General features: G+C 67.8%; 10 protein-coding genes. 6 read left to right on the top strand and 4 right to left on the bottom strand.

The annotated features are described in order from the left end of the window. Nucleotides 1-20 precede the first annotated feature (20 nt). Genes ACVOK1_RS07960 through phbB form a run of 3 tightly spaced genes read left to right on the top strand, consistent with a single transcriptional unit; the run spans nt 21 to nt 3,310 of the window. Nucleotides 21-1,157, top strand: a complete 1,137-nt coding sequence (locus ACVOK1_RS07960; RefSeq protein ID WP_481561714.1) for an OprO/OprP family phosphate-selective porin — start codon at nt 21-23, stop codon at nt 1,155-1,157. A gap of 58 nt (nt 1,158-1,215) precedes the next feature. Then, on the top strand, nt 1,216-2,544 hold the full coding sequence (locus tag ACVOK1_RS07955) for a CitMHS family transporter (protein WP_481561713.1): 1,329 nt from the start codon (nt 1,216-1,218) through the stop codon (nt 2,542-2,544). A 25-nt stretch (nt 2,545-2,569) separates the two neighbouring features. Then, on the top strand, nt 2,570-3,310 hold the full coding sequence (gene phbB / locus ACVOK1_RS07950) for an acetoacetyl-CoA reductase (RefSeq protein ID WP_108769957.1): 741 nt from the start codon (nt 2,570-2,572) through the stop codon (nt 3,308-3,310). Between the two features lie 165 nt (nt 3,311-3,475). On the opposite strand, the gene ACVOK1_RS07945 is transcribed toward phbB, so the two are convergent. From ACVOK1_RS07945 to rsgA, 4 genes are all read right to left on the bottom strand, one after another. Next, nucleotides 3,476-4,594, bottom strand: a complete 1,119-nt coding sequence (locus ACVOK1_RS07945; RefSeq protein ID WP_481561692.1) for a DUF4274 domain-containing protein — start codon at nt 4,592-4,594, stop codon at nt 3,476-3,478. Between the two features lie 114 nt (nt 4,595-4,708). Further along, the gene (locus tag ACVOK1_RS07940; protein WP_481561691.1) at nt 4,709-6,997 is read right to left on the bottom strand and encodes a TonB-dependent receptor; all 2,289 of its coding nucleotides are present in this window, start codon (nt 6,995-6,997) and stop codon (nt 4,709-4,711) included. 569 nt (nt 6,998-7,566) lie between these two features. Continuing rightward, nucleotides 7,567-8,820 (bottom strand): flavohemoglobin expression-modulating QEGLA motif protein, encoded by a 1,254-nt coding sequence (locus ACVOK1_RS07935; protein WP_108769959.1) that lies wholly within the window; start codon nt 8,818-8,820, stop codon nt 7,567-7,569. Nucleotides 8,821-9,026: 206 nt separating this feature from the next. Continuing rightward, a complete protein-coding gene (gene rsgA, locus ACVOK1_RS07930) occupies nt 9,027-10,136 on the bottom strand; it encodes a ribosome small subunit-dependent GTPase A (RefSeq protein ID WP_108769960.1) in 1,110 nt (369 codons plus the stop codon). Between the two features lie 113 nt (nt 10,137-10,249). Between rsgA and ACVOK1_RS07925 the strand changes: the two genes are divergently transcribed. The 3 genes from ACVOK1_RS07925 to ACVOK1_RS07915 are packed head-to-tail and all read left to right on the top strand — an operon-like array spanning nt 10,250 to nt 12,864. Beyond that, nucleotides 10,250-11,524, top strand: a complete 1,275-nt coding sequence (locus ACVOK1_RS07925; protein WP_108769961.1) for a pyridoxal phosphate-dependent aminotransferase — start codon at nt 10,250-10,252, stop codon at nt 11,522-11,524. A 2-nt stretch (nt 11,525-11,526) separates the two neighbouring features. Then, a complete protein-coding gene (locus ACVOK1_RS07920; RefSeq protein ID WP_481561690.1) occupies nt 11,527-12,144 on the top strand; it encodes an SGNH/GDSL hydrolase family protein in 618 nt (205 codons plus the stop codon). A 3-nt stretch (nt 12,145-12,147) separates the two neighbouring features. Beyond that, entirely contained in the window at nt 12,148-12,864 is a 717-nt protein-coding gene (locus ACVOK1_RS07915; protein WP_164074386.1) for a methyltransferase domain-containing protein, read from the top strand. The last annotated feature ends 64 nt before the right edge of the window (nt 12,865-12,928 follow it).

Raw genomic sequence — 12,928 nt, 5'->3', positions numbered from 1 at the left:
CCTGGCAGCGCCCCGCCGCCATGATGGCCCTGGCTGCGCTGGCCGCGCCGGCCTTTGCTGAAGACGACCGGCCGGTCACCGCCACCGTCGGCGGCCGCCTGCACCTGGATTTCGCCACGTTCGACAACGACGACCGCGGCACCCCGAACAAGGACGACACCGAGATCCGCCGCGCCTGGCTGGACGTGTCGGGCAAGTTCTTCGTGGTCGACTACAAGGCCGAAGCGGACTTTTCCGGTGACCGCGTCGAGGCCAAGGACGTCTACCTCAGCCGCAGCTTCGGCAAGGCCGGCAAGCTGACGGTCGGCCAGTTCAAGCAGTATTTCTCGCTGGATGACCGCACCAGCTCCAACTACGGCAGCTTCCTGGAGCGCGGCAACGCCGGCACCACGCTGGCGCCGCTGTACCGCCTGGGCGCGTCCTGGCAGGCCAATCCGGGTGATTTCACCTGGGCGGCCAGCCTCTACAGCCTGGAAAGCATCGATGCCTGGCAGGTGAAGGGCCGCGCCGCCGGTGGCCGCGTCACCTGGGCACCCTCGCCCAACGACGGCGACGTGCTGCACCTGGGCCTGTCGCTGGCCCATGAGGCCTACGACAACCCCGGCAGCAACGGCACCCCGGGCCTGAAGATCCGCCCGCGCCCGGCCGGCCATCTGTCCGACGAGAGCCGCCTGACCCTGGTCGACTTCTCCGCCGGCCGCGATACCGACGTGAACAAATGGTCGTTGGAGTACGCGCAGGTGCGCGGCCCACTGTCCTGGCAGGGCGAGTTCAGCGGCGCCACCTTCGATGACGGCGCCCAGCGCGGCGACGTGATGGCTGCCTACGGCATGCTCAGCTGGTTCGTCACCGGTGAAAGCAAGGCCTACGACCGCAAGACCGGCCGCTTCGCACGGGTCAAGGACATCCGCCACAAGGCCGGTGCCTTCGAAGTGGCGCTGCGCTACGACCAGATGTGGGGCGCGCAGCACCTCGATGGTGCGCCGGACCTGCGCCGCGGCAGCACCGCTGCGTGGACGCTGGGCGGCAACTGGTACCTGCGCGACAACCTGCGCTTCATGCTCGACGTGATCGAAAGCCGCAACCGCGACCGTCTGGCCGGGGTGACGCTGGACCGCACGCGCGCGGTCACCGGCCGCCTGCAGTTCGACTTCTGAGCCACGCACTCCCTCCCCCTCCCCTCTTCAACCGCAGTACGCAAGGAGTCCGCAGATGATGCTGAGCATCCTCGGCTTTGGCATGGTCATTACGTTCATGTACTTGATCATGAGCAAACGACTGTCGCCGCTGGTCGCCCTGATCACCATCCCGATCATCTTCGCCCTGCTCGGCGGATTTGGCGCCAACATCGATGAAATGATGCTGGAAGGCATCAAGAAGATCGCGCCGACCGGCGTGATGCTGATGTTCGCCATCCTCTACTTCGGCGTGATGATCGATGCCGGCCTGTTCGACCCGCTGGTGCGCATCATCCTGCGCTTTGTCAAGGGCGATCCGATGAAGATCGTGCTCGGCACCGCCGTGCTGGCGATGCTGATCTCGCTCGACGGCGATGGCTCGACCACCTACATGATCACCGTCTCGGCGATGCTGCCGCTGTACCAGCGCCTGGGCATGAACGCGCTGAACATGACCTGCGTGACCATCCTCGCCGGCGGCGTGATGAACCTGACCCCGTGGGGCGGCCCGACTGCACGCGCAGCCACCGCGCTGCACGTGGACCCGGCCGATGTGTTCGTGCCGCTGATCCCGTCGATGGTGATCGCCTGTGCCGGCGTGCTGCTGCTGGCCTGGTACCTGGGCATGAAGGAACGCCGCCGCCTGGGCGTGGTCACCCTGCCGCAGGGTGGCAGCTGGATGGACAACAGCGTGTCCGATGACAACAACGCGCTGCCGTCGGTGGAAGACGCCGAGGACATCAAGCGGCCGAAGCTGCTGTGGGTGAACCTGGTGCTGACCCTGGCCCTGATGGGCGCGCTGATCGCCGGCGTGCTGCCGATGCCGGTGCTGTTCATGGTCGGCTTCGCCATCGCCCTGGTCATCAACTACCCGAACCTGGCCGAACAGCGCCGCCGCGTGGTCAATCACGCCGGCAACGTGCTGTCGGTGGTCGCGCTGATCTTCGCCGCGGGCATCTTCACCGGCATCCTCAACAACACCGGCATGGTCGAGGCGATGTCGCACAGCTTCCTGGCGATCATCCCGGATTCGTGGGGCCCGTACCTGGCCGTCATCACCGCCATCGCGTCGATGCCGTTCACCTTCTTCATGTCCAACGACGCCTTCTACTTCGGCGTGCTGCCGATCCTGTCCGAGGCGGCCGGCAACTACGGCATCACCCCGGTGGAAATGGCCCGCGCCTCGCTGGCCGGGCAGCCGGTGCATCTGCTCAGTCCGCTGGTGCCGTCCACCTACCTGCTGGTGGGCCTGGCCAAGGTCGAATTCGCCGACCACCAGAAGTTCACCCTGAAGTGGGCGATCGCCATCTCGCTGCTGTTGATGGTCGGCGGCCTGCTGTTCGGCCTGTATCCCTTCGCATCCTGATCCGGACACCAAGGAGCCTTCTGCAATGACGCTTCGAATCGCTTACGTCACCAGCGGCATGGGCAGTGTCGGCACTGCCATCTGCCAGAGCCTGGCCCGTTCCGGCCACACCGTGGTCGCCGGCTGCGCACCGAACTCGCCGCGCAAGGCCAACTGGCTGCGCGAACAGCGCGAACAGGGCTTCGACTTCATCGCCTCCGAAGGCAACGCCACCGACTGGGCCTCGACCACGGCGGCCTTCGCCAAGGTGCGTGCCGAGGTGGGCGAGGTGGACGTGCTGGTCAACAACTCCGGCGGCAGCCGTGACCTGCTGTTCCGGCAGATGACGGTGGAAGATTGGAATGCAGTGATCGCCTCCAACCTCAACGCGCTGTTCAACCTGACCAAGCAGGTGGTCGACGGCATGGCCACGCGTGGCTGGGGCCGCATCGTCAACATCGGCTCGGTCAGCGCGCACAAGGGCCAGATCGGCCAGGTGAACTACGCGACGGCGAAGGCGGCGATGCACGGTTTCAGCCGTGCGCTGGCTGCTGAAGTCGCTTCGCGCGGGGTCACCGTGAACACCTTGTCGCCGGGCTACATCGCCAGCCAGGCGATCAGCAGCTTCCCGCCGGACGTGCTGGACCGGTTGGCCGCCTCGGTGCCGGTGCGTCGCCTGGGCCGCCCGGAAGAAGTGGCCGGCCTGGTGGCCTGGTTGGCTTCGGATGAAGCCTCGTATGTGACCGGTGCGGATTACCCGGTGAATGGTGGGCTGTATATGGGGTGAGGCCCGTGGGGTCAGAGCCCTTTCGCGATGCGAAAGGGATCCGCACCATTCAAGCCTCCGCTCGGGGTCAGAGCCCTTTCGCCGGCGAAAGGGCTCCGACCCCTGCCTGATGGTGGGTTGTATATGGGGTGAGGCCCATCCACGCACGGCGTGGATCTACTGCTTCTACCCTCGGGCGTTCGCGAGCGCTTCGGCAATGTCTTCCGGCAGGCCGGTGATGAAATCCACCTCGTCCGATTCCTCCACGATCTGCCCCGGGCGCGGCTGCCACATCGGGTCAGGAATCGCACGCCGCACCTCCCGACCTGGCCAACACGCAGGGAAACGCGGCCGGCTCCGTGCCAGGTCGAAACCCAGCCCGTGATCCGCGTAACCGCCATCAGCCAGGCGCTGCTCGATGCGTCTCAGCACGGCTGCCGTGTAGCGGTGCGACTCCGGAACATCCTCGATCGTCGCGAAGGGGACGTACCACGACGCGCCCAGGTTCCAGTAGAGCGCCAGTGCGCTGGATGCCGACAACGTCGGCTGGTCCAGCAACCACTGCAGCGCATCTGACAGCGCACTGGTGTCAGCGAACAGCATCAGTTGATGGCATTCCTCCGGTGAGGCTTGGCGCAGGAAGGTCTCAAGCACCGGCCAGCCCGGATCCGCGACCGTCGCCAGCGGCGACAGCGTCGGCGGCACCGCCTCGGCCCAGATGTCGACGTTGCCGGCGACGGCATCGCCGAGGGCCGGCCCACGATCAGCCTGCACCGCCGCGGCCATGTCGTGCAGCTGTGCTGCGAGCGCCAGCGGCAGGCCATCATCGAAGGCGGCGTCGACGGCCTCTGCAAAGGGATCGCAGGCCCGCTCGCCTGCCACCGCAGCCAGCATGGCGTCCGGGACGGCGCGACGCACGACCAGGCCGGGATGATCACCCATCGAAGGGCCCGGCCAGTTGCCCGGGTCGAAGGCGAGTGCACGACCGGCATAGAAGCCCTCGGTGTAGCGTTGCTCGATGCGGCGGACGATCGCATGGGCGTCGCGCTCATGCCCGGGCACGTCGTCATCAGCGGCGTACTGGCTGAACCAGGCCGCGCCCAGCGACCAGTACATCATCAGCGCCGTCGCGCGATCCAGCTCGCTGCGCTCGGCCAGCCAGGCCAGCAGCTCGGGGCTGTCATCGTAGTTGCGGCGCGCGACGTAGATATGGCGCTGCTCGGGAGATGCCTGCAGCAGGTAGTCCTGCAGCAGCGCGCGGGAGGCGCGGTCGTACTCGTCGGGGGTCAAAGGGGGGACTTCCATCGCGGGGGAACCACTGCAGTTTAGTGGTCCCTTGCTGATGGGGTCAGAGCCCTTTCGCACGCGAAAGGGATCCGACCCCTGGCATTCCCCCGCTCGGGCTCTGACCCCTGCCGGTCAGAAGTCCGCAGCCACCGTCATGAACACCTGGCGCGGTGCGCTGGCATGGATGGCGTAACGCGTACCATTCGGGTCGGTCGGTGCGAACGAACTCAGCTGGCCGGCATACCGCTTGTTGGTCAGGTTGGTCGCGTTCAACGACACGCGGATGTTGCGCGGGCCCATGCCCGGCCCGAAGTCATAACCGGCGCCCGCATCAAAGGTGGTCACGCCCGGCACCGACTGGTCGTTGGTGTAGGTGTAGTAGCGCTTGCCGGTGTACTTGGCGCGCAGGCTGGCGAAGAAGCCATCGCGGTTCCAGCTGATTTCGCTGGACGCCATGCGCTGCGGCGTGTCCACGGTGATCTTGCCGGCCACCGGCACGATCTCGCCACCCGAGGTGTAGTTGTCCTCGTAGGTGGTCTTGTTCCAGGACAGCGCGTTGTACCACTGCAGGCCGTCGATCGGCTTGAGGATGAAGGTCAGCTCGGCGCCATGGCTCTTCACCGAACCCACGTTGATGAAGCGGGTGACGCACTCCGGGCGCGTGCCGACTTCGATGCTCGAGCACGGGTTGAGCGACAGCAGGCGGTTGTCGAACGTCACGTTGTAGGCGGCGATCGATGCCTGGTACTTCTCGCCGAAGGTGCGGAACCCGGCTTCCAGGCTCTTGGACTTCTCCGGTTCCAGCCCGGCGCTGGCCGCGAACGATTCCGGCGAGACCTGCAGCGGGCCACCGCTGCCACCGCCAACGAAGGCCGCGATGTTCTCGGCATACGAAGCGAACAGCTCGTTGTTGGCATTGAGCTTGAAGCCCACGCCGACCTGCGGCAGCACCGATTCCTTGGCGGTCAGCGTGCCCGAAGCGATGCTGGTTTCCACACCGCCCTTGGCGGTCGCGCGCATGCGCGTGTTCGGGCTCTTCAGGCCCACGTCCACGGTAAGGCGCTGGTCGAGGAGGCGCATGCGGTCCTGCACGTAGAACTGCTGCGTGCGGATGTCGAAGTCCTGGTTGAACAGCAGGCGGTCCGGGTTCATCAGGTACAGATCATCCAGGAACGGGCCGCTGATGTAATAGAAATTGCGCGACACGTTGTGGTCGTTCTGCTCGTACCACAGGCCGGCTTCCAGCTCGTGGATGCCCACCTGCCACGACAGCGCGGCGGTCAGGCCGTCGCGGTTGATGGTGTAGTTGGTGCTGCGGATCGAGATCGGCAGCATCTGGTCGGTGCCCGGGTAGGACGGCTGGCCCGGCGCCCACCAGTGGCCCTGGCCACGGTTGTCGTGGTGGTAGGCCACCAGCTTCAGGCGACCCTGCTCGCCCAGGCGCAGGTCGGCGTCGACCGAGTACAGGTTGTCATCACGCAGCGCGCGGCTCTGGTAGTACGCATCGTCGATGCTGTTGACGCCGCCACTGAACTGGCACTTGGCCGGATCACGCGTACCCGGCGCGCAGTAGGCAGCGGCGACGGCGCGGTCCCAGTCCGGTGCGTAGATGTTCCAGTCCCAGCCCAGGCCGCGGTCCAGCATGTCCTTGGACAGGTAGGCGTAGTTGGCCTGGCTGGCGCGCGAGGTGGCGACGAACGCACCGAAGCGATGGTCGCCGACATTCCACACGGCCTTGGCGTTGAACTGGCGCGTGGTCTGGTTCTGGTACGGCGCGGCCCACATGTCCTGGTCCTGGTGCACGCCGGAGACGTAGGCCGAGAAGCCATTGATGTCGCCGGTATCTACGCGCAGGTAACCGCGGCGCTGGTTGTTGTCACCGACGGTGACGCTGGCACGGCCGCCGAATTCGGTGGACGGGTCCATCGAGAAATACTGGATGGTGCCGCCGAGGTTGCTGGTGGAGGCCACGCCCAGCGAACCGATGCCCTGCGACAATTCGGCGCCGGCGAGGTTCTCGGCGATCAGCGCGCGGGCGATGCTCAGGCCGTTGTAATTGCCGTAGCTGTTGTCGCCCAGCGGAATGCCATCGAGCGTGTAGCCGAGACGGCTCTTGTCGAAGCCGCGCAGGCTGATGGTCTGCGATTCTTCGTTGGCGCCGAAGGCGTCGTTGGACTGCACCGACACGCCGGGCAGGCGGTCGAGGATCTTCTGGCCACTGGTGCCCGGCGGCAGCACCTGCTTGTCGACGGCGGTGATGCGCTGCACCTGGCGGGTTTCGCCTTGGCCGATGACGGACACGGTGTCGAGCGTCTGTGCGCTCAGCGCGGCGTCGGCGGTGGCATCGGTGGCTTCGGCGGCATGGGCGCTGGCGGCGGAAAGCGCGATCGCGACGGCGATCGTGAGGTGTCGGGTCTGCATGTGGATCCATTGCATGGGGGGAGTCCGCCGCGACTCGGCACGGCGCGAGGCCACTATGCGAATGGAAGATGAAATGTTTTTTACGAAGTGGCGTGGGTGTTGCGGGCAGTGACGCGCGTCTCGTTCGTGGGGTTATTTCGGCAGGGCTGCGCCCTGCACCCGCTCGATGCAACGTCAACGTCAACGTCAACGGCAAGAGCGGCTATCCGTGGGATGGCGGGGTGGGTCCGGTTGCGGGGGACGCTGCAAGTACGTCCATGTAAGCTCGGTCGCCGCTTGCTCATGTGCGCTGTCCTGCGCACACGGCAAGACCGGGGTTGGGCGTCCTGCCCAACCCGCCCGAGGCATGCCTCGGGCCCATGCGGCTCACGCCCCCGCAACCGGACCCACCCCGCCTTCGACAGTTTCCTGCGAGCTGTTGGAACCTGCCGCTGATGGAACCTGCTGCTGTTTGTGGGTGCCGACCGTTGGTCGGCACAGGGTCGGATCCCGTTGCTTGGCAACGGGCTGACCCCGGTTCTGTTTTTGATTTTTGCGACCGTTTTCGGTGGGGCTTCCACCAACGCCTTTCACTCCGGCGCCAGCTGGTCCATCCGTATGCGATTGGCGAACAGCGAGAACGCCAGCATTCCCGCCAGGCCATTGGCCCGGCTCACCCAATGCGGCAGCCAGCGCGGTGGCTTCAGTACGCCGCTCTCGAACAACGGTGCGAACGCGATCGCGTCGGTCAGGCTCATCTTGCCGGCAAACAACCAGCGGCAGACCTGCAGGCGGTCCTCGGCCAGCATGTGGCGGAAGAACGTGTGCACCGACACCAGTCCGCGCAGGTACACCGTGTCCTTGGTGAAGGCCAGGCCGCCGCTCGGTGGTACGCCGCGGAACACGCGCTGCGCCGAGGCGAAGCTTTCCTCCGGGTTCTGCCCGGCATCGCAGAAGTAGCGGTACACCTCGATGAAATCCGCACCTTCGCGTGCCATCGCGATGGCTTCGGTTCGCAGGCTGATGCGCTTCAGACGCTCGATGTCGATGCTGCCGGTGATCTGCTCGGCGAACGTGGCCAGGCCTTCCTGGGTGGCGGTCACCCGTGGTGAGGACAGCGCCAGGCTGGGCAGCACCGGTTGTTCGCGGCCGTTCAAGGCGGTCAGCGAATGCACCAGCGCTTCGTGGTGGAACAACTGCGCGCGGTCGTAGGCGCTGAAGCGTGCACTGGTGCGCAGACGGATGCGGGTCGGGCCGGCAGCAGCCTTGGACACCAGCTCCGGGTCCAGCTGCACCTGGATGATCCGCGATTCGAAGAAGCCATCGAGGTCGTTCTGCAGCTGCAACTGCAGGGCGATGGCGGAGACGGGCACCTGTTCTTCCGGGGCCAGCAGTTCGCTGTCGAGCTCGCTGGCGATCTGGATGAAGTGGCGGGCCGCTTCGCGCGTGCTCGGGCCATTGCCGGGCAATGGCTGCTCCGGCGCACCGAACAGCTGCACGGAACAGCGATCGACAGCGGCGGTGCCCAGGCCTTCCAGCAGCTGCGCAGCCAGGTCCCAGCTCTGCGCGGACTGCTGCACGTAGTGGCCCAGCGGATGGCTGGGATCACATTCGGCGGCGATGGCGGCCAGTGCGCGGCGTTCCTCGCTGAAGTCCAGTTTCGGATAGTCCACCTTCGGCAGCACCGGCTGGCCGCGCGCCACGCTGTCCAGGAACGGTGCCTGCACCGTTGCCGGCCAACTGGTGAGCCCCAGCAGGCGGATGCCGCCCACGGCCTCGACCAGTCGCGCGTCGAGCGCCGCATGGTGGGCCACGTCATGGTCCAGCGTCGCGGTCGTTTCCATGGGCGGACTATAGCGCCCTGCCCTGGGTTTGGTCGTTTCAAGCAGAACCCGGTAGTTGCCAACCTTGGTTGGCATCCGCCGCAGGCGGGGCTTCGGACACGCCCGTGCCAACCAGGGTTGGCACCTGCCAGGGGCAGGCAGAGGCGGGTCCGTTGCAGGGTTCAGAGCCCATTGCGATGCAATGGGATCCGACCCCGCGATACCCATCAGCGCCGGCGGTTCTTGCTCGCCGGGCGGAACTGCTGGCCCTTGCCCTTCTTGCCGCCACGCTCCTGCGCGGTCTCGGCCTGGCGCACGGCCAGCTTGGCGGCGGCAGCCGCCACTTCTTCCTTCAGCTTGAAGTAGTTCTGCAGCCGGCTCTCTTCGATCTCACCGGCATCGATGGCCGCGCGCACCGCGCAGCCCGGTTCCTGCTGGTGCATGCAGTCGTTGAAGCGGCACTGCGCCGCCAACGCTTCGATATCGGCGAAGCCACCTTCGGCCAGCGTCTCTTCGCCGGTCGGCTTGAGCTCGCGCATGCCCGGCGTATCGATCAGGCACGCGCCCATCGGCAGCGGCATCAGCGCGCGGTGGGTGGTGGTGTGGCGGCCGCGCGAATCATTGGCGCGCACCGCATTGGTCTTCATCCGCTGCTCGCCCAGCAGGGTATTGGTGAGCGTGGATTTGCCGGCACCGGACGAGCCGACCAGCACCACCGTGCGGCCCGGGCCCAGCCACGGTTCCAGCACGGACACGCTGTCGGCATCCAGGCCATTGATCGCGTGCAGCGCGATGCCCTGCATCTCCAGCTCCTCCAGCACCGCCAGCGCGTCTTCGCTGTACTCGGTCTGGTCGGCCTTGGTCAGCACCACCACCGGCTCGGCACCACCACCGCCGACCAGCAGCAGGTAGCGCTCGATGCGGCGCGGGTTGAAGTCGGCATCCAGGCCACAGACGATGAACACCGTATCGATGTTGGCCGCGATCACCTGCTGGTGGTAATGCTCGCCGGCCGCGCCACGCTTGATGGCGGTACGCCGCGGCAGCAGGGCGACGATGCGGATGCCGTCCAGCAGCACCCAGTCGCCCACCGCGGGCCGTTCATGGCTGGGGAAGCGCGGGCGCTGCCATTCCGGCAGCGACTCGGCCTTGATCGAGGCCTCCGGGCCATCGGCCACCACGTAGTGGGTGCGGTGCTGTTCGATCACCCGCGCCGGACGGGCCTGCGGGTGCTCGGCCATCGCGGCCTGCCAGTCGGCCTGCTGCGGCGGGCCCGGCCAGGGCCAGCCGATGGTCTGCAGGGCGTTGAAATCGGGGGTCTGGGTCATCGCCGCCATTCTAACCGGCCCGATGCCCTGCCAGCCCAACAACGGCAGGCCCTGGGGCCCTGCCATGCACTGCAGCAATTCCGGTAGGATGGAAACCCCACGCCTTTTGACGGCCCAGCCCCATGTCCACCCCCTCGCACAAGCCCCTGGCCACCCGCGAGCGCCTTTCCGAAGTGCGCTACGAGATCCGCGGAGAGCTGGCCCGGCGAGCGCGGGAGCTGGAGGCGCAGGGCCGCAAGCTGATCAAGCTGAACATCGGCAACCCGGGCAACTTCGGCTTCCGTGCGCCGGAACACCTGCAGCACGCCATCGCCGATGACATGGGCCGCACCGATCCCTATACCCACCAGCAGGGCCTGCCGGTGGCCCGCGAAGCCATCGCCGCCGCCTATGCGCGCCGCGGTGCGCCCGATGCCCACCCGGACCGCGTGTTCGTCGGCAACGGCGTCAGCGAGCTGATCGACCTGTCGCTGCGCGCCCTGCTGAACCCGGGCGACGAAGTGCTGGTGCCCTCGCCGGACTACCCGCTGTGGTCGGCGGCGGCCATCCTCAACGACGGCCGCCCGGTGTACTACCGCTGCGCGCCGGAGAACGGCTTCCAGCCCGACCCGACCGAGATCGAGACGCTGGTGTCCTCGCGCACCCGCGCCATCGTGCTGATCAACCCGAACAACCCCAGCGGCGCCAGCTACCCGCGCGAGCTGCTGGAGCGCGTGGTCGAGATCGCCCGCCGCCACAACCTGCTGCTGCTGGTCGACGAGATCTACGACCAGATCCTGTACGACGACGCGGTGTTCCAGCCGGTCGCGCCGCTGGCCGGCGACCACCCGTGCCTGACCTTCAGCGGCCTGAGCAAGGTGCACCGTGCGTGCGGCTGGCGCGTGGGCTGGGCCCACCTCACTGGCGACGATGCGCGCCTGGGTGAATTCCGCGCAGCGCTCGACCTGCTAAGCGCGCTGCGCCTGTGCGCCAACGTGCCGGGCCAGTACGCCATCGACGCCGCGGTGAACGGTCCGGACACCATTTCCGAACTGTGCGCCCCCGGCGGCCGCCTGTATGAAACCCGCCGCGCGGTGATCGAGGCCTGCAACGCCAGCGAGCACCTGTCGCTGGTCGCCCCGGCCGGCGCGCTGTACGCGTTCCCGGCCGTGGTCGGTGCCGCCGCCAAGGGCTTCGACGACCATAACTTCGCGCTGGACCTGATGAACGACGAGGGCGTGCTGGTCGTGCCGGGCTCGAGCTTCAACGTGCCCTACCGCCACCACTTCCGCGTGACCCTGCTGCCGGAAGCCTCGGTGATGCGCGATGTGTTCGCGCGCATCGACCGCGTGCTGGCCCGCCGCGCCGAAGACGCCACCAAGGTCGTGCCGCTGAAGCCGCGCCGTTCGGTGGCCTGAGCGTGGCGCTGTCCTACCTGGCGCTGGGCGACTCGTACACCATCGGCGAAGCGGTCGCGGTTGAAGGCCGCTGGCCGCACCAGCTGGCCGCCGCGCTGCGTGCCCAGGGCGTGGACCTGGCCGACCCGCAGACCATCGCCACCACCGGCTGGACCACCGATGAGCTCGATGCCGGCATCGATGCCGCCGCACCGCAGGGCCCGTTCGACTTCGTCAGCCTGCTGATCGGGGTCAACAACCAGTACCGCGGGCGCCCGCTGGACGAGTACCGCCAGCAGTTCGAGGCCCTGCTGCAGCGTGCGATCGGCTATGCCGGTGGCGATGCCGGCCGCGTGCTGGTGCTGTCCTTCCCCGACTGGGGCACGACCCCGTTCGGTGCCGGCAGCGGCCGTGACCTGACCCGCATCGAGATCGAGACCGACGAATTCAACGCCGCCGCCGAGGTCATCAGCACCCACCAGGGCGTGGCCTTCGTCGACATCGCCGACATCAGCCGCACGCACGGCGCCGACCCGGCGATGATCGCCGAGGACGGCCTGCATCCCTCCGCGCGGATGTATGCGTTGTGGGCCGAACGCGCCCTGCCCGTGGCCACGCGCCTGCTGCAGCGAACGGACTGAGCGATGGATGGCCTGCCAGGGAACGGCACACCACTGAACTGTTCGCCGCTGGAGCGCGGCCAGGCTCGGGCCATCGCCGAGGCGTTCCGGCCGGTGCAGGCCTGGGGCAACCGCCGCGACTACTACTACACGCGCGGCAAGCTGGGCAGCGATCCGCTGTATGACGGCGTGCTGCAGCACCTTCCTGACGATGGCCTGCCGCTGCTCGACCTGGGCTGCGGGCTGGGCCTGTTCGCCCACGTGCTGCGCCAGCGCGGTCGCGGCCAGCCCTATCTGGGCGTGGACGTGGATGCGGGCAAGATCGCCCGCGCGCAGCGGGCCGGTGGGGACCTGGAGGATGTGCGGTTCGACTGCCTGGACGTGCAGGCGCCCCTGCCTGCGCAGGCCGGGCACGTGCTGCTGCTGGACGTGCTGCAGTACCTGGATGCGCAGCCGCAGCTGGACCTGCTGAAAGCCGCCAGCGCCCGGGTGGCGCCCGGCGCCCGCCTGCTGCTGCGCACGCCGCTGGCCACCGGCGACCGCCGCGACCGCACCACGCGCGTGGCTGATCGACTGGCCTGGCTGGTGGGCTGGATGGGCACGCGGCCACGGCATTACCCCGACCCGGCACTGCTGCGGGCGACGCTGGCCGAAGCCGGATTGCAGGTGGGCGAGGTGCGGCCGCTGCATGGGCGCACACCGTTCAACAGCTGGCTGCTGGTAGCGCAGCGGGAGCGGTAGCGGGCCGGCCCAGCCCCCCCGCAACCCCCCCCCCGAACCCCGCCCGGCCCCCCCCCCCGCACCC

Source organism: Stenotrophomonas sp. STEN087, from assembly GCF_056759115.1.
This window is presented reverse-complemented; position numbering and strand designations above follow the sequence as displayed.